Raw genomic sequence first — 20891 nt, 5'->3', positions numbered from 1 at the left:
ACCTTTGGCTTAAGATTGATTTGGCCCGCGCGGCCGCCAAGATTTATACAAGGAGAGAAGCAGTCATGACACCGGAGAAGCTGAAGTTGGCGAGCCACGTAAAGGCCATCAACTGGAATCGGATTGAGGACGAGAAGGACGTAGACGTCTGGAACCGCCTGGTCAACAACTTCTGGCTGCCGGAAAAAGTGCCGCTGTCCAACGACATCCAGTCGTGGGCCACCCTGACACCTGACGAGCAGCTGCTCACCATGCGCGTGTTCACCGGCCTGACCTTGCTGGACACCCTGCAGGGCACGGTTGGCGCCGTTTCGCTGATCCCTGACGCCATCACCCCGCACGAGGAAGCCGTCTACACGAACATTGCGTTCATGGAATCGGTGCACGCCAAGAGCTACTCCTCGATCTTCTCCACCCTGTGCTCCACGAAGGAAATCGACGAGGCTTTCCGCTGGTCGGTGGAGAACGTGAACCTGCAAAAGAAGGCTCAGATTATTGAGTCCTACTACTACGGCGACGATCCGCTCAAGCGCAAGATCGCCTCCACGCTGCTGGAATCCTTCTTGTTCTACTCCGGCTTCTACCTGCCCATGTACTGGTCGTCACGGGCGAAGCTGACAAACACCGCAGACCTGATCCGGCTGATCATCCGTGATGAGGCTGTGCACGGATACTACATTGGCTACAAGTACCAGAAGGGTCTTGAGGGTCTCTCCGAAGAGCGCAAGGCAGAGCTGAAGGAATACACCTTCGAGCTCATGTTTGAGCTGTACGAGAACGAGGTTCAGTACACGCACGACCTCTACGACTCCGTTGGCCTGGCCGAGGACGTCAAGAAGTTCCTGCACTACAACGCCAACAAGGCGCTCATGAACCTGGGCTACGAGGCCATGTTCCCGGCCGCCGTGACGGACGTGAACCCGGCCATCTTGTCCGCGCTCTCACCGAACGCCGATGAGAACCACGACTTTTTCTCCGGCTCAGGCTCCTCTTACGTCATCGGCAAGGCCGTCAACACCGAAGACGACGACTGGGACTTCTAACCCTTTCGACTTGACGCGCGCAGCCTGGCCGATTCGGTCGGGCTGCGCGCATTTTTTGTCCCGGGTGGGGCCTGTCGGTGGTGACTGACGGGCCGTTCACACTGCCGCGGAATATCTGGGCGGGTTCTGGGTCATCGAGGCCAGCGACCTTGAGGCCGCCCTGGACTGGGCCAAGGAAGCGTCCAGCGCGTGCGCGGGGAGGGTGGAGGTTCGGGCTTTCCAAGACGAACCCTCCTGATCGGCCTGGCTGACGCTTCCCCGCTGTGTGCTGGACCCTCCGCCATCCGGCAGCATATTGCCGCTTGATGACTTTAGGGTGCTAACTGGTGCCACAAGTGCCATTTTCGGCAAAATATTGCCGAAAATGAATGGATGATGCAGAATGGCATAAACAGATGCCAAACTCGGCATTATCTTGCCGCTTGGAGGGATGTTGTGGATAGTATTTCGGCCGTAGCTGCCCGCATTCGTGCCGCCCGGAAGGAAGCGGGGCTGACCCAGGAAGACCTGGCCAACCTCGCCGAAACCTCGGAGCGCACCATCCGGGCCATCGAGACGGGAACCGGCAACCCGTCCCTGCGGGCTGTGGTGGCGGCGGCCAACGTCCTGGGGCTTCGCCTGACGGTCACCCGATGACACAGGATCTCCAGCACCTCAAGCTCATCCGCGAAGCTGATGTCTACAAGGCCGGAACGTTGGCCGGCCACCTGCGGCGTACCGCACAAGGAGGCGTGCGGTTCACCTACCGGGACAGCTACCTTGCCAGCACCAGGGCACCTGTTGCGTTCTCCCTGCCCCTGTCAGCAGTAGCAGTTGAGACCCAAAATGGGGCATTGCCGCCGTTCTTTGCCGGCCTTCTACCTGAGGGTCACCGGCTGACCGTCTTGAAGAACGCGGCCAAGACAAGTTTCGATGACGAGCTCTCACTCCTGCTGGCCGTTGGAGCTGATGTACCTGGGGACGTCCAAGTAGTTCCGGCAGGTGCTGCGCCCACCGAACCCCAGACGCTGGCCGACACCTCGCATCCTGAAGACCTTGACTTCGCGGCTCTCGCGAATTCCGTTGATCTTCACGGCTTGCCGGGTGTCCAGGACAAGGCCAGTGCGTCCATGCTGACCACCCCTCTAGCGATGCGTGGAATGCGCTACCTGCTGAAGCTGGATCCGGCGGAGAATCCCCATCTCGTGGTCAATGAAGCTGCCCACCTCGCCGGGGCCAAAGGCCTAAAAGTTCAGGTGGCACGGAACAAGGTCATCAGAGACAGGAACGGTCTTGACGGCTTGCTCGTGGAACGCTTCGATCGTGTCAGGGGCGTGGGGGAGAGCTGGGTGCGGCTGCCCCTGGAAGACGGGACACAGGTCCTCGGGCTGCCGCCTGCCTCAAAGTACAGTGTCACTGCCGAGGATGTTGCCGTGGCGTTGGCCCGGCAGTGCCAGGCCCCGGTTGTGGCCAAACGCAATACGTATCTGCAGTTTGTCTTCGCGTGGCTGACCGGCAACGGAGACCTCCATGCCAAGAACCTGTCGATTCTGGGTAATTCCGCGGGCGCTTTCGCCATGGCCCCCATCTACGATGTTCCCTGCACACTCCTCTATGGCGACAACACCATGGCACTGTCCGTAGCCGGCAAGTACAAGAACCTCAAGGCGAGGCATTGGGCAGAATTTGCGCAGTCGCTTGGGCTGCCGCAGAAGGCCGCCGCGGCGGCCAACAAGCTGGCCTTGGACGCTGCCAATTCCATCCCACTGGACAGTCTGCCGTTCAGCGGTTCCCCGCTCCGGGGCGCGCAACGGGAACTGCGATTCAGACGTGTGGAATTCACGGACTAGACCGCCGCTGCGTTGTTGGTACCGTGGAAGCCATGGATCAGGAAAATCCCAACACGCTCTCGAATTCCGCAGCCGCGGCCGCCCGATTTGTCCGGGATGCCGCGGCCGTTGTGCGTCCGGGCAGGCGTGGCGGCAGCCGTGACCCCGGCGATGCCTGGGTTGAAGGGGAGCAGGGCAAGTTTTGGGGCAGGTTCGGCTCGGCGGGTTTGTTGGTGTTCGACGCCGGCCGCGGAGTCTTGCTGCAACACCGGGCCATCTGGTCTCACCACGGCGGCACGTGGGGTCTGCCCGGCGGGGCGCTGCACCACGGTGAAAGCGCCGTGGATGGTGCATTGCGTGAGGCGTGGGAGGAAGCCGGGGTACCCCGGGTGAACGTGGGGCTGTTGTTCACCTCCGTCCACGACGTGGGCTATTGGAGCTACACAACTGTCGCGGTCAGTGTGGTGGTGCCCTTTGAACCTGTCATCAGCGACCCGGAGAGCCTCGCCCTGGAATGGGTGCCGCCGGAATCAGTCGCCGACCTTCCGCTACATCCTGGCTTTGGCGCGGCCTGGCCGGGGCTGCGCGAGCGGCTGACAGCTGGCGGCTAGGTCGTTCCTCCCGGAATTCTATGTTGCAGTTGTTGGACGTCCAACAACTGCCACACAGATGTGTGTGTGAGGGGGAATCTGAGCTGGCACGTTCACCGGCCAGTACTGTTAGAGTCCCAGTAGCTCCACGGTTCTGGTGCGCATGTCCATCTTGCGCACCTTGCCCGTCACGGTCATGGGGAAGTCGTTGACCACCAGGACATACCGCGGCACCTTGTGGCGGGACAGGTGGTCCGCACAGTAGGCCGACACGGCAGCTTGATCCAGTGCCGCCGCGCCCGGTTTCATCATGATCCAGGCGCACAGCTCCTCACCGTACTTTTCATCAGGCACCCCAATAACCTGGACGTCGGCAATATCCGGGTGCTGGTAGAGGAACTCCTCAATTTCGCGCGGATACAGGTTCTCCCCGCCACGAATCACCATGTCCTTGATCCTGCCCACAATGTTGACGTAGCCGTCCTCGAACATGATGGCAAGATCGCCTGTGTGCATCCACCGCTCCGCATCAATGGCCCCGGCCGTCTTCTCCGGATCATTCCAGTACCCCAGCATGACCGAGAACCCGCGCGTGCAGAATTCGCCGGTGGTGCCCCGCGGGACGGTGAGACCGGTGGCCGGATCCACAATTTTGACCTCAAGATGCGGGTGCACCCGGCCCACCGTCTCGGTCCGGTGCGCCACGTCGTCGTCAGTTTGCGTTTGCATGGACACCGGCGAGGTTTCAGTCATGCCGTACGCAATGGATACCTGCGCCATGTGCATCTCGCTCACGCACCGCTTCATGACCTCCACGGGGCATGGGGAACCGGCCATGATGCCGGTGCGCAGGCTGGAGAGGTCATAGCCGGAGAAATCGGGCAGGTTCAGCTCGGCGATGAACATGGTGGGCACGCCGTACAAGGCCGTGCAGCGTTCCTCCTGCACCGCGGCCAGCGTGGCGGCTGCATCAAAGGATGGCGCCGGAATGATGATGGCCGCACCGTGCGTGGTGGCGCCCAGATTTCCCATGACCATGCCGAAGCAGTGGTAAAACGGCACCGGCACGCACAGCCTGTCCTGCTCGGTGAACTTGATGGTCTCCGTCACGAAGTAGCCGTTGTTCAAGATGTTGTGGTGGCTCAGCGTGGCACCCTTGGGGTAGCCGGTGGTGCCCGAGGTGTACTGGATGTTGATGGGATCATCGGCAGCCAGCTGCTCCATGGCGCGGTCGACGGCGTCAGCGGCCACCGCCGCTCCGCCCGCCACGAGTGCCTCCCAGGAACCAGTGCCAAGGTAGACAATATCCGCCAGGTCCTCGCATTCGGGCAGGACGGACTCAATCATGGCCGCGTAGTCCGAGCCGCGGAACGCGGGCATCGCCACCAGCATGCGCATGCCCGACTGTTGGACGGCATATTTGAGCTCGTGGGTCCGGTAGGAAGGGTTGATGTTGACCAGGATGGCGCCGATCTTGGCTGTGGCGTATTGGATGAGCACCCATTCGGGCACATTCGGCGCCCAGATGCCCACCCGATCTCCCTTGCTCACTCCGGCGGCGAGCAAACCGCGGGCCAGGGCATCGACGTCGTCGTTCAACTGCGCATAACTCCACCGGCGCCCGGACGGCTTGTCCACCAGCGCCTCCCTGTCCGGGAAACGGGAGGCTGTGCGGGCAAAGTTCGCGCCAATCGTCTCATCCAGCAGGGGAATAGAAGAGGGGCCGGAACTATGGGAAAGCTGAGCATCGTTGGTCATGCAACGATGCTAGCCCCGAACCGCGCAATTGTGCGCCACCTCACCCTTCTGGCCCAAGCGAGTAGCGTCACCCCGCCCCAATTAGCCCAACCCTGCCGTTCTTCGCTAGGATAGGTAAGACTAATAGCTCAGCATTCTGTGGCTATATTATTTTGGCTCCCAGGGGGTTGTACGCGCTCATGATGGACAGCATCGGATCCCTACCCTTTATCTGGGCTTTTCTGATCCTGTTTGCCATTGTCATGTTGCGCTCCAACGCCACCTACTGGGCGGGCCGCGGCCTTGCCGCCGGCGGACGTAAAACGAAACTCCAGAAGCATTTGGACTCCCCGGCAGTACTGCGGGCCGAAAAGATCATTGCCCGCTGGGGCGCCCCAGCCGTCAGCGTGAGCTTCTTAACCATCGGCGTGCAAACGGCCATCAACATGTCTGCCGGCTTGGGCCGCATGCCTCTGCGCCGCTATATTCCGGCAACTGTGGTCGGTTCCCTCGCCTGGGCCTGCATCTATGCGACCATCGGACTGGCAGCCTTTGAAGCGGCCGTTGCCGCGGCCGCCGGATCCCCGCTGGCCCTCATTGCACTGGTGCTGCTGGCCGGCGCGGCCGTTCTGGGCATCCACCTATTCCGCGTATCCCGGACCCGCAAACTGGATAAGAGCGCCCTAGATGATTGTCCGGCCCTGTCACCAGAAGTTGCCCGCAGCTCAACGCAACAGGCCTAGCGGCCCATTTGGATTAGCATGTGCTGCGCCCGGTAGAGTCGTAGCCATGCCAGACATCACAACACAGAGTGCAGAAGATGTGACCTCGTACTACCGCCATCTGGGTGGAAATCGCTACGAGTCAACTATCCACGCCCAAGGCGCGTGGAACACGCACGAACAGCATATGGCGCCGGTTACCGGCATTTTAATTCATGCCTTGGAACAGTTCCAGCCCCGCCCCGACATGCGTCTGGCCCGGTTGAGTTTTGACATTTTGGGACTGATCCCGGCCGGTGAATTCACCCTCGAAACAACACTTTTGCGCCCCGGCAAGACCATTGAACTCCTGCAGACCGAGCTGGTGGCGCAGGGGCGGGTGGCTGTCCGTGTCACTGCGTGGCGTTTGCAAACCAATGACACCTCAGCCGTTGAGGCGTATGAAGACGAGCCGATGGACAGCCTGGAAAGCTCCCTGCCCTGGGATGGCATGACAAGTTGGCCCGGCGGCTTCATCAAGACCCTGCAAGGCCGGTCCAACCCCAGCCACCGCCCCGGCCGTGGCCGCGCCTGGCTGCACAGTCCCTACACCATGCTCGACGGCGTGGGTCACTCCTCGCCGCTGGTGCGCCTTTTGGGGCTGGCCGACAGCGCCAACGGCGCGTCAGCGCGCATGGCCCCGGTTCCCGGCGGCTTCATGTTTCCCAACGTCGACCTTTCCCTCCACATCTACCGCGAACCCGTTGGCGAATGGCTGGGCCTGGACACACACGTGAGTTTCGCCGGTGACGGCATTGGTTTGACATCCTCTGTGCTCAACGATGTCAAGGGCCCCTTTGCGCGTTCGGAACAAATTCTGACCATCCGACCCATCCCGCACAGTCAGTGAGCCGCATGGTAGCCCCGTTGCTGGAGGTCCACCGCCAGCAACACAACACCGGTGCCGAAGCCGATCTGAACCGTGCACTGGACTTGTTGGCCACGGTAAAAGCAGGCGAGCAAGCTGACATGTTGCGGCTGTACCGGCCGGAGCCCACAGTGGCCTTTGGGCAACGCGACACCAAATTGGCGGGGTTTAGCCGTGCCGAAGAGGTTTCAGCCGAGCACGGGTTCGTGCCGGCGGTGCGTCGGGCCGGTGGCCGTGCCGCCGCCTACCACCAAGGCACATTGGTGGTGGATCACCTCCAACGCGAGGACGACGCCATTGCCGGAGCCAAGGCGAGGTTTGGCTTCTTCGGGGATCTCTTCGCGCGGGCTCTGCAAAGCGTGGGCGTTGATGCCGGGGTGGGTGAAATTCCGGGGGAGTATTGCCCCGGCGAGTTCAGTGTTCATGGCCGCGGGCCGGCCGGGCAAATCAAATTGGTTGGCACAGCCCAGCGGGTGGTCTCCGGTGCGTGGCTGTTTAGCTCGGTGGTGATTGTTGAAAACTCTGCCCCCATCCGCAGCGTCCTCACCGGCACGTATGCTGCCCTGGGGCTGGCATGGGATCCGGCCACCGCCGGTGCTGCCGAGGACCTGATTCCGGGTCTCACTGTTGACGCTGTGGAAGCTGCGGTCCTGGCGGTCTATGCGCGGCACACGGAGCTAGTGCACCCCTAAAACCGCTCCTACGCTCATCGACCCGTCAGATAATGCCGCTATGAAGATTCATAGCGGCATTATCTGACGGGTCGATGTGAAGGAAGCGGTGCTTTACTGCTGCGCGGCAGCAATCCCGGGCGCTTCTGCCCCGATGGTTGTTGAGTCGCCGTGACCGGTGTTGACTACTGTTTGTGCGGGCAGGGACAGCAGACGCTGCGTAATGGAGGCAACAATGGTGGGGAAGTCGCTGAAGGATCGCCCCGTTGCGCCGGGCCCGCCGTTGAACAAGGTGTCCCCGGTGAAAACAGTGCCCAGCGACTCGGAGTAGAAGCACGTTGACCCGGGGGAGTGGCCGGGGGTGTGCAACGCCGTCAGTACCGTGCCTGCCACGGTGAGGGTGTCGCCGTCGTGCAGCTCAACATCGGGGGCTGCACCCGGGTGGACAACATCCCACAGCATCCTGTCGGCCGGGTTCAGGTGGATGGGTGCGCCGGTGGCGGCGGCTACCGCCCGGGCAGCCTTGATGTGGTCGTCATGGGCGTGCGTGAGGAGCAGGGCAAGGACCTTGCGCCCGGCCACAGCGGCGACGATGGCCTCGGCGTCGTGCGGGGCATCGATGATGACGCATTCGTGATCGTCACCCACCAGCCAGACGTTGTTGTCCACATCCCAGGTGCCGCCGTCGAGCGAAAACGTCCCCGAGGTCACCAAACGTTCGATGCGGGCGCTCATGCGAACTCCACCACGGATCGAAGCACCGAGCCCTGACCCATTTTGGTGAACGCCGCCTCAATGTCATTGATGGTGATGCGTTCGCTCACAAAAGCGTCCAAATCAAGCTTGCCTTGCTTGTACAGCTCAACCAGCATGGGGAAATCACGCGAGGGCAGGCAGTCGCCGTACCAGGAGGACTTCAACGAGCCGCCGCGGCCAAAGACATCCAGCAGCGGCAGTTCCAGCGTCATCTCGGGGGTGGGCACACCCACCAGCACCACCGTGCCGGCAAGGTCGCGGGCGTAGAAGGCCTGCTTGTACGTTTCGGGACGTCCGACGGCGTCAATCACCACATCTGCCCCGAACCCGCCCGTGTGGTTCCGGATGGCGAGTACAGCGTCCTCCTGCGAGGAGTCAACCATGTGGGTGGCCCCGAGCGCCAGAGCTGCCGTCAGTTTCTTGGGATCGCGGTCAACGGCGATGATGGTGGTGGCCCCGGCCAGTGCGGCTCCGGCAATGGCTGCCGAGCCCACGCCGCCACAACCAATAACGGCCACGGAGTCGCCGCGCTTCACCCCACCTGTATTGATGGCCGCACCAATGCCTGCCATGACACCACAGCCCAGCAAACCCACGGCGCCGGGGTCTACATCCGGATCCACCTTGGTGCATTGCCCGGCCGCCACGAGTGTTTTCTCAATAAACGCACCAATGCCCAGTGCGGGGGAGAGGACTGTGCCGTCCTCGAGAGTCATCCTCGAGGTGGCGTTGGCCGTGTTGAAACAGTACTGGCTCTGGCCCTTGCTGCACGCCCGGCAGCTGCCGCACACTGCGCGCCAGTTCAGAATGACCCTGTCGCCGGGCACCACGTTGCTAACTCCCGCGCCCACGGCGCTGACAACGCCTGTGGCCTCATGGCCCAGCAGGAACGGGAAATCATCGCTGATTCCGCCCTGCTTGTAGTGCAAATCTGTATGGCAAACACCGCTGGTTAAAATGTCCACGAGTGCTTCGCCTGGTCCCGGATCGGGGACCAGAACAGTTTCGATTGTGACGGCCGCGTCCTTGCTCAGGACTACCGCGCCTTTGACCTTGTGCACCATGGAAGAGCTCCTAAAATCCGCTGAGTTCCGCCTTTGGGGAACATCAAATGAGGCTCCTGACAGGCTACACGGCTTCGTCCTTCGGCTCAGACTAGGCCGCGAGCCTGCTCACCACGTCCTTCAAGGACGGGTTGGTTGCCGCCGAGCCGTCCGGGAACAACACTGTGGGGACAGTCTGGTTGCCGTCATTGAGGCTTTCAACGAGTTCAGCCGTGCCGGGGACGTCTTCAATGTTGATCTCGGTGTAGCCAATTCCTGATGCGTCCAGCTGCTTCTTCAGGCGCTTGCAATAGCCGCACCAGGTGGTGGAAAACATCGTGATGGTGCCGGCGTCGGGGGTGAACTCCACGTCAAATACTCCTTGAAAGAAAAGTCTTCTTGATTGCTACTGGTGACAACGCTACCGGGTGGAGCGGATATTCCTCATCTAGTGTTGCGCGGCGGCGCTCGTGGGCCGGGTCTGTGCCGCCGCTGCAGTCTGTGCCACTATGGATTCCATGTGTGGACGATACGTAATGGCGAGGGCAGTGGGCGACTTGGTAGCAGAGCTGGAAGCCGAAGCTGAGGCGTCCCTTGAGTTGCGGGCCTCCTACAACGTTGCCCCCACCACGGACGTTCCCATTGTGCTCGAACGGCTCATTGACGGAGAGGCGCACCGGCAAATCCATGTTGCCAAGTGGGGGCTGGTGCCGGGCTGGGCCAAGGACCCCGGGGTGGGGGTGCGTGCCTTCAACGCACGCAGTGAAACCGTGGCGGAGAAGCCAACGTTCCGGGCGGCCTTGAAGACCAAACGTTGCGGGGTGCCCGTGCAGGGCTACTACGAATGGAAGAAGTCACCGGACGGCAAGAGCAAACAACCGTACTTTGTGCACAGCGCCGACGGCTCACTCATCACCTTTGCCGGGCTTTACGAATGGTGGAAGGACCCCGCCAAGGACGATGGGGCGCCGGACCAATGGCTACTATCCACCAGCATCATCACCATGGCATCGCCACCGGAAGGGGAGCTGGCCACCTTGCACGACAGACTGCCGGTGCCGTTGAGCATTGAAGGTTTGACGCAATGGCTCAACCCGGCAGCTGGCTCGCCGGTGCAACTGCTGGAAATGGTCCTGGCGGAGGCCTACGGCCAGGCGGCCACGTGGCAGCTTGATCCTGTCAGTGCTGCCGTGGGGAATGTGCGCAACGACGGCCCCGAACTCATCGAGCCCGTCGCGCTGTAGGGGCCGGCGACGAGTCAGACGTTGCCGGCGTCGTCCACGGCCCAGACAGGATTATTCACGACGGCGCCCGCCGCAACCGCCTGCGCCAGCACGGCGTCGACCTCGGCCTGTGAGATACAACTCACGGGAGCGGGACACGTCACGGACGCCCAAGGTAATAAACGTCAACCGCTGTTCCATGGTGGCGCTTTAGTCCTCGGAGTCCTCGGGAGACCAGCGGCGGAAGTCCAGTGACAGGTACAAGGCAAGGGCCGCTGAATTGCTGGATTCGACCCGCAGGGCAACATCTGTCTTGCCCTCGTTAAACAACGTGTCCATGGTGGCAAGAACCAAGTCCTCGGCCAGGCCGCGGCGGCGGTGCTCACGGTCAGTGATCAGCTCAATGATGAAGGGAGTGTCGGGGGTGTCGTCACCGATTGCGTGCTCCACCACCAGCACGGCTGCGACGATTTTTCCGTTTTCATCCAAGGCAACGTGAGAGGCGCTGGGGAGGAAGGGGCCGTATTTGCCGGCCATGGAGGCTTGCATGTCTGCCAAGGCAACTTCGATCGAATCACCGGCGGCTCCGGCGTCGTAGGCGGTGTAGTACAGCTCCCCAAGGCGTGGGAGATCTGATTTCAGGACGGTACGTGAAGCCATCTTGAGTTCGCGTTCCAATGGAGTGGTCTTTGCGATGAGGGTGACCATGTCAGTCATGGAACGCTCCTTATAAAAAATCGTCGTGGCGCCGTCAGTACGACTAAGCCAATGGCCATAAGGCAATGCTAGACGCCAGTTGCGTTGTCAGCTATCTACATAACGCTTTATGCGCAGAACAGATGTCCGCGCAAGCGTTTCTTCCCAATGTGCGGGTTACTTTCCGCGTGAAATTGAGCGTACACTTAAATCTATTCGGATATATGTACTAATGAGTCATTCGGATCAAGAACATGATGCTGAGTTGGCATTGCCGGGTGGAGGTGGAGTGCGCGCATGGGCACCTTTAGCGAGTCGGTCAAGGTGGGGCGCTCAGCTGCGGGGGCGCTGGTGCAGCTGTGGTGGCGTGGGCGGTGCTACACCCTCGCCGCCGAACCCTTGTGTTGGTATGAGCGGCGCCCCTGGTGGGAGAGCGAGACACGCATGCGCCCGGGTGAAGGGGTGGGATACGTGGACACCCAAATGTGGCGGGTGCAAGTACGCCAGGAAGGCAAAACGGAGCTGTTGACTTTGGACTTGGTGAGGTACCGGCCCAGTGACCGTTGGCGGGTCATAAAAATCCATGACGCTGTGGATGAGCATTTTAAGGAGCTGCTAGAAGGTGCGTAACTTTGTCCACTTGCACTGCGCCTCAGCCTTCAGTGCTCACTATGGGGTCTCCTGGCCCGAGGACTTGGCCCAGGCTGCAGCCGCCGATGGCGCCAACGCGCTGGCCATCACCGACAGGGATGGACTCTACGGTGCCGTCAAGCATGTCAAAGCCTGCAGGGCTGCCGGGATTGACCCCCTAGTGGGGGTTGACCTTGCCGTGCTGGAAGAGGGGCAAAACGGGTTAGAAGTGGCCGGACGCGTGGTGATCCTGGCCCATGGTTCAGCCACCCTGGCTCCGGGTGCAGGCTACGGCGCCCTGTGCCGACTCATTTCTGCCGCACATGACCAACCCAGGGGGCTTGTGGGCCTCACCCTGGCCCAACTGGCCGCAGGTGTTGTGGACACGAATTCCGGCAGGGCTGCCTTGACAGTTTTACTTGGCCCCGCATCACCGGTGGGCAGGGCCCTGAATGGGCGCAAATATCTGGTGCCGCGCACCAAATTTTTGAGTTGGCGCAATGCCATGCCTGTCGGCTCCCTTGTGGTGGAAATCTTGAGCCATTTGAGCGCACCCGGCGCACCCATGAGCACATCCCAGGCAGTGCGGATGCTGAAATTGGCGCAGGAGTTTGATGTCCCCGCCGTTCTAAGCAACGCCGTGCGCTACAGCTGTGAAGATGATGCGCCCACGGCAGATGTTCTGGATGCTGCCAGGAACATCGCGCCGTTGGAGAAGCTCAATGACTTGCAACCCACGGGGCAGGCCTGGCTTAAAAGCGCTGCCCGCATGCAGGCCGTGGCGCAAGAGATTGTGTACCAGGGCGGCTATGGCAGTGCCGAGCTGAGGCAGCTATGGTCCAACACCGAACAGCTGGCTGACAAATGCCGGCTTGACCCCGCAGCCGATCTTGGCTGGAAACAACCCAAAACCCCTGAATCACAGGTGTTGGGGTTGACGCAGCCGGCGGGCATGGAGTTGCGCCAGCGCACAGAGGCAGGGCTCAACCAGCGCTTCGGGGGACTCCCCGGCAAGAAGCTGCTTGAGGTGCGCAACAGGCTGGAGGTGGAACTGGCCACCATTGGCGGGTTGGGCTTTGATTCCTACTTCCTTACCGTGGCGGAAGTCTCGGAGATGATCAAGGACATGGGGGTGCGCCGGGCAGCGCGAGGTTCCGGGGCGTCGTCGCTGGTTAACTATCTGCTGGGCATCAGCGCCGTGGACCCCATAGCTAACGACTTGCTCTTTGAACGCTTCCTCTCCCTGGACAGGTCAACGCTGCCTGACATTGACCTTGATGTGGAAAGTGCGCAACGTCACAATGTGTACAGGCGCATTTTTGAACGATTTGGCTCCAAACGGGTCACCCTGATGAGCATGCAAAACAGCTACCGTGCCCGCGGAGCTGTCAGGGATGCCGGCCTGGCGTTGGGCATGGACAGGGCCGAGATTGATCAGATAGCCAAACAGCTGTGGCGGTTTTCGGCAGGATCCTTCCGGGAAGCGTTGGCGGAGAAGCCTGAGCTGCGCGATTTTGCCGCACAGGTGGAGAGCTCCCGCCACGCCCAAGGAGACGGTGCCCAACTGGATCTGCTGGTTGACCTCACCGAGCGTCTGGACAGTTTGCCCAGGCATATTTCCATGCACCCGTGCGGGGTGATCTTGGGGGATTCGTCCTTGTTGAACAGGACACCTGTGCAACCGAGCGGGCTGGGCCTGCCCATGAGCCAATTTGATAAGCACGACATGGATGCCATGGGGATGCTCAAACTCGACGTGCTGGGCGTGCGCATGCAAAGCGCCATGGCCTATGCCGTGCGGGAGATCATCCGGCTGCACCCCTCCAAGGATGCCGTAGCCGCGGTGGGCGGGCACGACCCGGGGGCGCCGTTCATAGCCGCCGACGGGGCCATTGATTTAGATGCCGTCCCGTTCGACGACGAACCCACCTTTGAGCTGATCCGCAGCACCCATACGCTGGGCTGCTTCCAGATTGAGTCTCCGGGCCAGCGCGAACTGGTGGGAAAGATGGCGCCCACCGAGTTCAGCGACCTGGTCATTGATATTTCCTTGTTCAGGCCCGGCCCCATGAAATCAAATATGGTGAAACCGTACTTGGAGAACAGGGCAGGGTTTACTCCCGCCCACTACGCCCACCCCGACCTCATCCCGGCCCTTGCCGAGACGCATGGGGTGACGGTTTTTCATGAGCAGGTGCTGCGAACGTTCAGTGTCATGACCAGATGCACGCTGTCCCGTGCCGACGAGTTTCGCCGTGGGCTGGGAAAGCCAGGCGTGGAACCGGCCATAGAAAAGTACTTCAGGGAACACTCAGCCGCCCACGGATACAGCGCGGCTGTCATTGATGAGGTGTGGGAGACGCTGAAGGCTTTTGGCAGTTTTGGCTTCTGCAAAGCCCATGGGGCCGCTTTTGCTGTGCCCACCTACCAGTCGGCCTGGTTGAAGGCGCACCATCCGGCCGAGTTCCTTACCGGGCTGTGGGAGCACGACCCCGGCATGTATCCGCGGCGTCTGCTGGTGGCCGAGGCCAGGCGCCTGGGCATCCCCGTCCTGCCGCTGGACATCAATGCCAGTGGTGGCCAGTACCGTGCCGAGCGGACAACCAATAACGTGACAGGTATCCGCCTGAGCCTGGCCGGGGTGTATGGGCTCTCCGGGACCGAACTGAAAAGGATCCTCACCGGCCAGCCCTATGACTCCCTGGCCGATCTGCGCGACAGGGCCAAACTGAGCCGGCCCGTGTTGAAGCGGCTTGCCCAGCTGGGCGCGCTGGATTCCTTGCACCACCGGGCACAAAGCCTTACCGGAAATACTGCAAACCGTGCCGACCTCATAGCCCACGTCAACAGCATGCCGGCAAACACGGCGAGCAAGCGCAACTACCCCATTGCCGGGCAGCTGCACTTGCCCATGGAGGATGTGGAGTTGGGTGCGTTGCCAGCTGTACATCCCGGCGCCAGCATGGCAGAAACTGTGCGCACCGAACTTGACCTTCTGTCCATGGACGTCAGCGAGCACCTGATGGGAAGTTATGCACCTCTTCTGGCGCAGCTGGGTGTCAGCCGGGCGGATCAGCTGCTGGGCTTGCGCAACAACAGTGAGGTTTTGGTGGCCGGGGTGCGGGTTGCCACGCAAACCCCGCCCATGCGGGGAGGGAAACGGGTGGTGTTCATCAGCATTGACGACGGCACAGGATGCGTGGACACCACCTTCTTCACCGAGGCGCAGGAAAAGTCGGGCCCCCTGCTTTTTGGCACCCGGATGCTCCTGATCCGGGGCGTGACGCGGCGAACAGGTCCGCGGGGGATCAGCGTGCAGGCGTTGGAGGCGTGGGATTTACAAAATACCCCCCTGCTTCCGGAGCCGCCCGTGTTGGAAGGCGTCCCACCAACCCGATACCATCAAAGAGGCTCACAGCAACCCCCGTATGTTGCTTAGACATGGAGCCGCACAGGACTAATCAAGGAGTTAAACGTGCCCGTGGATACACAAATCACCATCAATGTCGAAGGCGTCGCGACTGCGGTGGCCACCGGCACCACCGGCGCGGAGCTGTTCTTTGAGCGCCGCGAAGTAGTTGTCATGCGCGTGGACGGGGTCCTCAAGGACCTTTCTGCCGTCCTGGAGTCTGACGCTTCCGTGGAACCCGTCGCCATCGATTCCCCCGACGGGCTGGATGTTTTGCGTCACTCAACAGCCCACGTCATGGCCCAGGCCGTGCAGGCGTTGCGTCCCGACGCGAAGTTGGGCATTGGGCCGTACATCACCGACGGTTTCTACTTTGACTTTGACGTAGCCGAGCCCTTCACTCCCGAGGATCTGAAGACCCTTGAGAAGATGATGCTCAAGATCGTCAACCAAAACCAAAAGTTTGCCCGCCGCGTGGTCTCCGAAGATGAGGCCCGCGTTGCCATGGCCAATGAGCCCTACAAGCTGGAGCTTTTGGGCAAGAAGAACGACGCCGACGCCGACTCCGCCGAGGGCGTGAACGTTGAGGTGGGTGCCGGCGAGATCACCATCTACGAAAACGTTGACCGCAAGAGCGGCGAGGCCATCTGGTGCGATCTGTGCCGCGGCCCGCACCTGCAAAACACCAAGCTCATCTCCAACGCCTTTGCGTTGACCCGCACCTCCGCGGCCTACTGGTTGGGCAACCAGAACAACCAGCAGCTGCAGCGCATCTACGGCACGGCCTGGCCCACCAAGGAAGCCCTGAAGGCGTACCAGGAACGCATTGCAGAAGCCGAGCGCCGCGACCACCGCAAGCTGGGCGTGGAACTCGACTTGTTCTCCTTCCCGGACGAGCTGGGCTCCGGCCTGCCGGTGTTCCACCCCAAGGGCGGAATCATTCGCAAGGAGATGGAAGACTACTCCCGCGCACGCCACGTTGAGGCCGGTTACGACTTCGTCTACACCCCGCACATCACGAAGGCGAACCTGTACGAGGTCTCCGGCCACCTGGACTGGTACCGCGACGGCATGTTCCCGCCCATGCACGTTGATGCCGAGCTCAATGAAGACGGCACTGTGCGCAAGCCCGGCCAGGACTACTACCTCAAGCCCATGAACTGCCCCATGCACAACTTGATCTTCCGCTCCCGCGGGCGCTCGTACCGGGAACTGCCCCTGCGCTTGTTCGAGTTCGGCTCCGTGTACCGCTACGAGAAGTCAGGCGTGGTGCATGGCCTGACCCGTGTGCGCGGCATGACACAGGATGACGCCCACATTTACTGCACCAAGGAGCAGATGAAGGATGAGCTCACCGAGACGCTGAACTTTGTGCTGGGCCTGCTCAAGGACTACGGTCTGGATGACTTCTACCTGGAACTCTCTACCAAGGATCCGGAGAAGTTTGTGGGCGACGACGACGTTTGGGAAGAAGCAACCCAGACACTGGCCGAGGTCGCCGAAGCTTCAGGACTGGAACTGGTGCCGGATCCGGGTGGAGCAGCCTTCTACGGTCCCAAGATCTCCGTCCAGGCCAAGGACGCCTTGGGCCGCACCTGGCAGATGTCCACCATCCAGCTGGACTTCAACCTGCCCGAGCGTTTTGAACTGGAATACCAGGCAGCCGACGGTACCCGCCAGCGCCCCGTCATGATCCACCGCGCCCTGTTCGGTTCGGTGGAGCGTTTCATGGGTCTCCTGACCGAGCACTACGCAGGCGCCTTCCCGGCCTGGCTCTCACCCGTTCAGGTGGTGGCTATTCCCGTGGCTGAGGCCTTCAACGACTACATGTTTGACGTCGTGGCCCAGCTCAAGGCCCAGGGGATCCGCGCCGAGGTGGACATTTCCAGTGACAGGTTCCCGAAGAAGATCCGTACGGCCAGCAAGGAGAAGGTTCCCTTTGTGCTGATTGCCGGGGGCGACGACGCCGACGCCAACGCTGTGTCCTTCCGCTTCCGTGACGGCAGCCAGGACAACGGTGTGGCAGTCGATGAGGCAGTGCGCAGGATCGTTGAAGCCGTTAGGAACCGCACGGCGTGAGTGAAAGCGGTGAGGCGTCCTGGCCCGTTGTAGATAATTTTGAACTCCCCGGGGTTCCGGATGCCTTTCAACGACTCTGGACGCCGCACCGGCTTGCCTACGTCAAAGGTGGGCAGGAGCAATTCTCCGGTAAGGAAAATTGCCCCTTTTGCGAGGCGCCCTCACGCAGCGATGAGGATTCCCTCATCGTCCACCGCGGCGAGCTTGCCTATGTTGTGTTGAACCTCTTCCCGTACAACCCGGGCCACCTGCTGGTGTGCCCGTACCGGCACGTGCCCGACTACACGGATTTGACCATTGCGGAGACGGCCGAATTTGCCGCCCTGACGCAGCGCGCCATGCAGGTGCTGCGCGTAGTGGCCAACCCGTCGGGGTTCAATCTGGGCATGAACCAAGGTGTCACCGGTGGGGCAGGCATTGCCGCCCACTTGCACCAGCACATTGTGCCGCGGTGGGGCGGGGACGGGAATTTCATGCCCATCATCGCCGGCACCAAGGCCATTACACAAACCCTCGGTGACGTGCGCCAGCAAGTGTCTGCGGCGTGGGCGACAGCTGGGGAAGACACCGTCACGCCCGAGAAGGACTGCGATGCTTAACAAGTACGCTCGCGCGCTTTTTGCCGCGATCTTTACCCCCGTCGCCGCCTTGTTGGTGCGCTTGAAGGTTTCTCCCGACGCCGTCACCATCATCGGCACCCTGGGCGTGGCGGCCGGTGCACTGATTGGCTACCCACTGGGTGAATTGTTCTGGGGCACGGTGGTCATCACGGTGTTTGTGTTCTCAGACATTGTTGACGGGCTCATGGCGCGCATGTTGGGCCGCTCCGGCCCCTGGGGCGCCTTCCTGGACTCCACCCTGGACAGGGTGGGGGATGGGGCCGTCTTTGCCGGCATCGTCATCTGGTTCTACACCGGCGGCAACAACCATTTCATCGCCGCCATGGCCCTGACATGCCTGGTGCTTGGCTCCATCGTCTCCTACGCCAAGGCCCGGGCCGAAGGTCTGGGCATGACCGCCAACGTTGGCATCGCGGAGCGCTCGGACAGGCTGGTGGTGGTGCTTGTGGCGACAGGGCTGGTAGGCCTGGGCATCCCAGAAGCCGTGCTCGCCGTCGTACTGGTCTTGCTGGCCGCAGCCAGCCTGGTCACCGTGTTCCAAAGGGTGGGGACTGTGCGCCGGCAAGCCCAGGCGCAGGCCCTGCCAAGCGGGCAGTAACACTCGTTTCGGAAGCAGGAAACCCCCGGAATAGAATGATTCTGGCTGTGCGGCGTATCACGTGCACGGTGACTCTTTTTCGTTCCTTCCCAGAGGGGTTTTTGTGTCTACACCCGAAGTAACACCCGTGACCGGCAGCAGCCGCGTTAAGCGCGGCATGGCCGAGATGCTCAAAGGCGGCGTCATCATGGACGTTGTCAATGTTGAACAAGCCAAGATCGCCGAGGACGCTGGCGCCGTGGCCGTTATGGCTTTGGAACGCGTGCCCGCGGACATCCGCGCCCAGGGCGGCGTTTCCCGCGCCAGCGATCCGGACATGATTGACGCCATCATTGCTGCCGTCTCCATCCCCGTCATGGCCAAGGCCCGCATTGGGCACTTTGTTGAGGCTCAGGTTTTGGAATCCTTGGGCGTTGACTATGTGGATGAGTCTGAGGTTCTGACCCCGGCCGACTACGCGCACCACATCGACAAGTGGAACTTCAAGGTTCCCTTTGTGTGTGGTGCCACGAACCTTGGCGAGGCCTTGCGCCGCATCAATGAAGGTGCTGCCATGATCCGTTCCAAGGGCGAGGCCGGCACCGGCGATGTTTCCAACGCCACAGGGCACATGCGTAAGATCCGCACGCAGATCGCCCAGCTGGCAGCCCTGCCCGAGGACGAGCTGTACGTTGCCGCCAAGGAACTGCAGGCCCCGTACGAGCTCGTCAAGGAGGTTGCCGCCACCGGCAAGCTTCCCGTGGTGATGTTCACCGCCGGTGGCATCGCCACACCTGCTGACGCGGCCATGATGATGCAGCTGGGCGCCGACGGCGTGTTTGTTGGCTCCGGCATTTTCAAGTCCGGCAACCCGGCACAGCGTGCAGCAGCAGTGGTGAAGGCGACCACGTTCTTCGATGACGCGAAGGTCATTGCCGACGTTTCCCGTGGCCTGGGTGAGGCAATGGTTGGCATCAACGTCGCCGACATCCCCGAACCGCACCGTTTGGCTGAGCGCGGCTGGTAACATCCGCCTTCAACGCTGTCGCAGCAATGGTCATTTTTTGCCCAACGCTCTCGCAGCAATAGCGTTATTTTCGGGATCGCTATCGCAGTTTAGCCCCGCCGGACAAACAGCTGGGGGAGATTCACTTCTCCCTCAGCTGTTTGCGTTGTGGCGGAAAATCTTGCCATCCGGACACCCACTGCCATCGTGGGACAGCGTTGCTTGAAAATGAACCAAAGGTGCGAGAGCGTTCCCAATAAATGAGCCATTGCTGCGAGAGCGTTGAACAAAAAATGACCATTGCTGCGAGAGCGTCGGGGGAAAGACTGCAGCAGTTCGCCGCGGGGGACAGTCTGGCTACGGCTTGTCGCCGGCGTTGACGCCCAGCTGTGGCACCTGAAACCACCATGTCTGGCCCTTGCCGATGAGTTCAAAACCACGCGTTCGGAACAGGCGCTGGCCATCGGGGGTCGCGTTAAGCAAAAGGTGCTCGGCGCCGGCGTTGAAGGCCGCCTCGGAGAGCTTGTTGAGCAGTGACGTGCCCACCCCGGTGCGTCGATACTCGGACTCCACCGCCAAATCGAAAATCCCGGCCAGATGCTTCCCGCCCTGCTCCGGGGGAAAGTACGCATAGGAGTGGCCCACTTCGTCCTCGCCGTTGCGGGCCGTGGCGAGCCACACCTGATTCTCCACGGCGGCATTGACAGTAACCCTGTCATCACGGGATTCGCTGGCCGCGGCAACAGCCTCCACGTCAAGGCTCCGCGTCATCCACCACGGCTGCCAGCCCGGTTCGAAACGGTAGTTGGCCAAGTGCCCTGCCCTGACGGCTGCATTGAGCCAGATGCCCACAGTTGCCGCCCCGCGGCGCTCAGCCTCAGCCAAAGCCGGATACAACCCGGCCTCGGTAATCTCGGTGGGAAAAAGGCACAGCATTTCCCGTCGCTGCGGCAACCACACCCAGTTCATCAGATGCGTGGTAAACGACCGTCCGCCCGTGGCTTCGGCAAGTGCCCTGAACCAGGCGTGTTGGGTGCGCTGACAATCAGCGATCGTCACCATGATGAATCTTCCGTTTGTGAATGAGCTTTGATTAAACAAGACGAGGCACGATACAGGCCTCCTTTCGGGCGCCCGGCGAAGCGGGCGGGGGCCTGTATCGCGCCTCTGCGCCAGATACTACTTCTGCGTGAACACCAGCGACATGGGTGTTGTCTCGGTGGTTTGACCCTGCGGGTTGTCACGGAAGATATCTTCCAGGACTGCCTGGGGCAGCTCAGTGGCGGGGGCCCAAGGCACAAAACCAAAGGAATCGGCGTTCACTGCGGCCGTTTCAGCGAACATCGCCCCTTCCTCCTCCAGGAAAAGAGACCA

General features: G+C 61.6%; 22 protein-coding genes. 15 read left to right on the top strand and 7 right to left on the bottom strand.

The window, feature by feature from the left end; all coding sequences use genetic code 11:
• Window positions 1-65 precede the first annotated feature (65 nt).
• The 5 genes from nrdF (at window position 66) to ACX80E_RS05735 (ending at window position 3462) form a co-directional block, all read left to right on the top strand.
• Entirely contained in the window at window positions 66-1043 is a 978-nt protein-coding gene (gene nrdF / locus ACX80E_RS05755; RefSeq protein WP_459300956.1) for a class 1b ribonucleoside-diphosphate reductase subunit beta, read from the top strand.
• Between the two features lie 115 nt (window positions 1044-1158).
• Entirely contained in the window at window positions 1159-1281 is a 123-nt protein-coding gene (locus ACX80E_RS05750) for a YciI family protein (RefSeq protein ID WP_459301026.1), read from the top strand.
• A 197-nt stretch (window positions 1282-1478) separates the two neighbouring features.
• Window positions 1479-1679: a helix-turn-helix transcriptional regulator gene (locus tag ACX80E_RS05745; protein WP_459300955.1), complete on the top strand. Its 201-nt coding sequence runs from the start codon at window positions 1479-1481 to the stop codon at window positions 1677-1679.
• Window positions 1676-2872, top strand: coding sequence for a type II toxin-antitoxin system HipA family toxin (locus ACX80E_RS05740; RefSeq protein ID WP_459300954.1), 1197 nt, complete (start codon window positions 1676-1678; stop codon window positions 2870-2872). The genes ACX80E_RS05745 and ACX80E_RS05740 overlap by 4 nt, the downstream gene beginning before the upstream one ends.
• 32 nt (window positions 2873-2904) lie before the next feature.
• Window positions 2905-3462, top strand: a complete 558-nt coding sequence (locus ACX80E_RS05735; protein ID WP_459300953.1) for an NUDIX domain-containing protein — start codon at window positions 2905-2907, stop codon at window positions 3460-3462.
• 108 nt (window positions 3463-3570) lie between these two features.
• On the opposite strand, the gene ACX80E_RS05730 is transcribed toward ACX80E_RS05735, so the two are convergent.
• On the bottom strand, window positions 3571-5199 hold the full coding sequence (locus ACX80E_RS05730; RefSeq protein ID WP_459300952.1) for an AMP-binding protein: 1629 nt from the start codon (window positions 5197-5199) through the stop codon (window positions 3571-3573).
• 179 nt (window positions 5200-5378) lie between these two features.
• Between ACX80E_RS05730 and ACX80E_RS05725 the strand changes: the two genes are divergently transcribed.
• Genes ACX80E_RS05725 through ACX80E_RS05715 form a run of 3 tightly spaced genes read left to right on the top strand, consistent with a single transcriptional unit; the run spans window position 5379 to window position 7499 of the window.
• Window positions 5379-5921 carry a DedA family protein gene (locus tag ACX80E_RS05725; protein WP_459300951.1) on the top strand — a complete coding sequence of 181 codons (543 nt, stop codon included), beginning with the start codon at window positions 5379-5381 and terminating at the stop codon, window positions 5919-5921.
• 46 nt (window positions 5922-5967) lie between these two features.
• Window positions 5968-6789 (top strand): thioesterase family protein, encoded by an 822-nt coding sequence (locus tag ACX80E_RS05720; RefSeq protein ID WP_459300950.1) that lies wholly within the window; start codon window positions 5968-5970, stop codon window positions 6787-6789.
• A 5-nt stretch (window positions 6790-6794) separates the two neighbouring features.
• Window positions 6795-7499 (top strand): lipoate--protein ligase family protein, encoded by a 705-nt coding sequence (locus tag ACX80E_RS05715; RefSeq protein WP_459300949.1) that lies wholly within the window; start codon window positions 6795-6797, stop codon window positions 7497-7499.
• Window positions 7500-7592: 93 nt separating this feature from the next.
• Here the strand turns inward: ACX80E_RS05715 and ACX80E_RS05710 are convergent, their stop codons facing one another.
• The 3 genes from ACX80E_RS05710 to ACX80E_RS05700 all read right to left on the bottom strand — a co-directional run bounded on the left by ACX80E_RS05710 (window position 7593) and on the right by ACX80E_RS05700 (window position 9647).
• Window positions 7593-8213, bottom strand: a complete 621-nt coding sequence (locus ACX80E_RS05710; protein ID WP_459300948.1) for an MBL fold metallo-hydrolase — start codon at window positions 8211-8213, stop codon at window positions 7593-7595.
• The gene (locus ACX80E_RS05705; protein ID WP_459300947.1) at window positions 8210-9298 is read right to left on the bottom strand and encodes an S-(hydroxymethyl)mycothiol dehydrogenase; all 1089 of its coding nucleotides are present in this window, start codon (window positions 9296-9298) and stop codon (window positions 8210-8212) included. Before ACX80E_RS05705 ends, ACX80E_RS05710 begins: the two co-directional genes overlap by 4 nt.
• Before the next feature lie 91 nt (window positions 9299-9389).
• Entirely contained in the window at window positions 9390-9647 is a 258-nt protein-coding gene (locus ACX80E_RS05700; RefSeq protein ID WP_459300946.1) for a mycoredoxin, read from the bottom strand.
• 148 nt (window positions 9648-9795) lie between these two features.
• Between ACX80E_RS05700 and ACX80E_RS05695 the strand changes: the two genes are divergently transcribed.
• On the top strand, window positions 9796-10521 hold the full coding sequence (locus ACX80E_RS05695) for an SOS response-associated peptidase (RefSeq protein WP_459300945.1): 726 nt from the start codon (window positions 9796-9798) through the stop codon (window positions 10519-10521).
• Window positions 10522-10710: 189 nt separating this feature from the next.
• Here ACX80E_RS05695 and ACX80E_RS05690 read toward each other — a convergent pair whose 3' ends face one another.
• Window positions 10711-11217 (bottom strand): GNAT family N-acetyltransferase, encoded by a 507-nt coding sequence (locus tag ACX80E_RS05690; RefSeq protein WP_459300944.1) that lies wholly within the window; start codon window positions 11215-11217, stop codon window positions 10711-10713.
• A gap of 276 nt (window positions 11218-11493) precedes the next feature.
• Here ACX80E_RS05690 and ACX80E_RS05685 point away from each other — a divergent pair, with 276 nt between their 5' ends.
• From ACX80E_RS05685 to pdxS, 6 genes are all read left to right on the top strand, one after another.
• On the top strand, window positions 11494-11826 hold the full coding sequence (locus ACX80E_RS05685; protein WP_459300943.1) for a DUF6504 family protein: 333 nt from the start codon (window positions 11494-11496) through the stop codon (window positions 11824-11826).
• Entirely contained in the window at window positions 11819-15265 is a 3447-nt protein-coding gene (locus ACX80E_RS05680; protein ID WP_459300942.1) for a DNA polymerase III subunit alpha, read from the top strand. Before ACX80E_RS05685 ends, ACX80E_RS05680 begins: the two co-directional genes overlap by 8 nt.
• Before the next feature lie 42 nt (window positions 15266-15307).
• Window positions 15308-17314, top strand: coding sequence for a threonine--tRNA ligase (gene thrS / locus ACX80E_RS05675; RefSeq protein ID WP_459300941.1), 2007 nt, complete (start codon window positions 15308-15310; stop codon window positions 17312-17314).
• Complete coding sequence (locus tag ACX80E_RS05670) at window positions 17311-17913, top strand: HIT family protein (RefSeq protein WP_459300940.1); 603 nt, start codon at window positions 17311-17313, stop codon at window positions 17911-17913. Before thrS ends, ACX80E_RS05670 begins: the two co-directional genes overlap by 4 nt.
• On the top strand, window positions 17906-18532 hold the full coding sequence (gene pgsA, locus ACX80E_RS05665; RefSeq protein ID WP_459300939.1) for a phosphatidylinositol phosphate synthase: 627 nt from the start codon (window positions 17906-17908) through the stop codon (window positions 18530-18532). The genes ACX80E_RS05670 and pgsA overlap by 8 nt, the downstream gene beginning before the upstream one ends.
• Window positions 18533-18635: 103 nt before the next feature.
• Entirely contained in the window at window positions 18636-19538 is a 903-nt protein-coding gene (pdxS, locus tag ACX80E_RS05660) for a pyridoxal 5'-phosphate synthase lyase subunit PdxS (protein ID WP_459300938.1), read from the top strand.
• Window positions 19539-19874: 336 nt separating this feature from the next.
• On the opposite strand, the gene ACX80E_RS05655 is transcribed toward pdxS, so the two are convergent.
• On the bottom strand, window positions 19875-20579 hold the full coding sequence (locus tag ACX80E_RS05655; RefSeq protein WP_459300937.1) for a GNAT family N-acetyltransferase: 705 nt from the start codon (window positions 20577-20579) through the stop codon (window positions 19875-19877).
• A gap of 117 nt (window positions 20580-20696) precedes the next feature.
• A partial coding sequence (locus tag ACX80E_RS05650) for a hypothetical protein (protein ID WP_459300936.1) occupies window positions 20697-20891 on the bottom strand: 195 nt, incomplete at its 5' end.

Source organism: Arthrobacter sp. TMN-49, from assembly GCF_054511095.1.
Note: the sequence above shows the minus strand (reverse complement) of the source record. Positions and strands in the feature narration are given on the sequence as shown.

Coding starts and splice junctions, on each gene's coding strand:
- ACX80E_RS05720 (WP_459300950.1), top strand. CDS start 5,968: ATGCCAGACATCACAACACAGAGTGCAGAAGATGTGACCTCGTACTAC.
- ACX80E_RS05655 (WP_459300937.1), bottom strand. CDS start 20,579: ATGGTGACGATCGCTGATTGTCAGCGCACCCAACACGCCTGGTTCAGG.
- ACX80E_RS05735 (WP_459300953.1), top strand. CDS start 2,905: ATGGATCAGGAAAATCCCAACACGCTCTCGAATTCCGCAGCCGCGGCC.
- ACX80E_RS05685 (WP_459300943.1), top strand. CDS start 11,494: ATGGGCACCTTTAGCGAGTCGGTCAAGGTGGGGCGCTCAGCTGCGGGG.
- ACX80E_RS05705 (WP_459300947.1), bottom strand. CDS start 9,298: ATGGTGCACAAGGTCAAAGGCGCGGTAGTCCTGAGCAAGGACGCGGCC.
- nrdF (WP_459300956.1), top strand. CDS start 66: ATGACACCGGAGAAGCTGAAGTTGGCGAGCCACGTAAAGGCCATCAAC.
- ACX80E_RS05710 (WP_459300948.1), bottom strand. CDS start 8,213: ATGAGCGCCCGCATCGAACGTTTGGTGACCTCGGGGACGTTTTCGCTC.
- ACX80E_RS05725 (WP_459300951.1), top strand. CDS start 5,379: ATGATGGACAGCATCGGATCCCTACCCTTTATCTGGGCTTTTCTGATC.
- ACX80E_RS05715 (WP_459300949.1), top strand. CDS start 6,795: ATGGTAGCCCCGTTGCTGGAGGTCCACCGCCAGCAACACAACACCGGT.
- ACX80E_RS05730 (WP_459300952.1), bottom strand. CDS start 5,199: ATGACCAACGATGCTCAGCTTTCCCATAGTTCCGGCCCCTCTTCTATT.
- ACX80E_RS05690 (WP_459300944.1), bottom strand. CDS start 11,217: ATGACTGACATGGTCACCCTCATCGCAAAGACCACTCCATTGGAACGC.
- ACX80E_RS05740 (WP_459300954.1), top strand. CDS start 1,676: ATGACACAGGATCTCCAGCACCTCAAGCTCATCCGCGAAGCTGATGTC.
- ACX80E_RS05695 (WP_459300945.1), top strand. CDS start 9,796: ATGTGTGGACGATACGTAATGGCGAGGGCAGTGGGCGACTTGGTAGCA.
- pgsA (WP_459300939.1), top strand. CDS start 17,906: ATGCTTAACAAGTACGCTCGCGCGCTTTTTGCCGCGATCTTTACCCCC.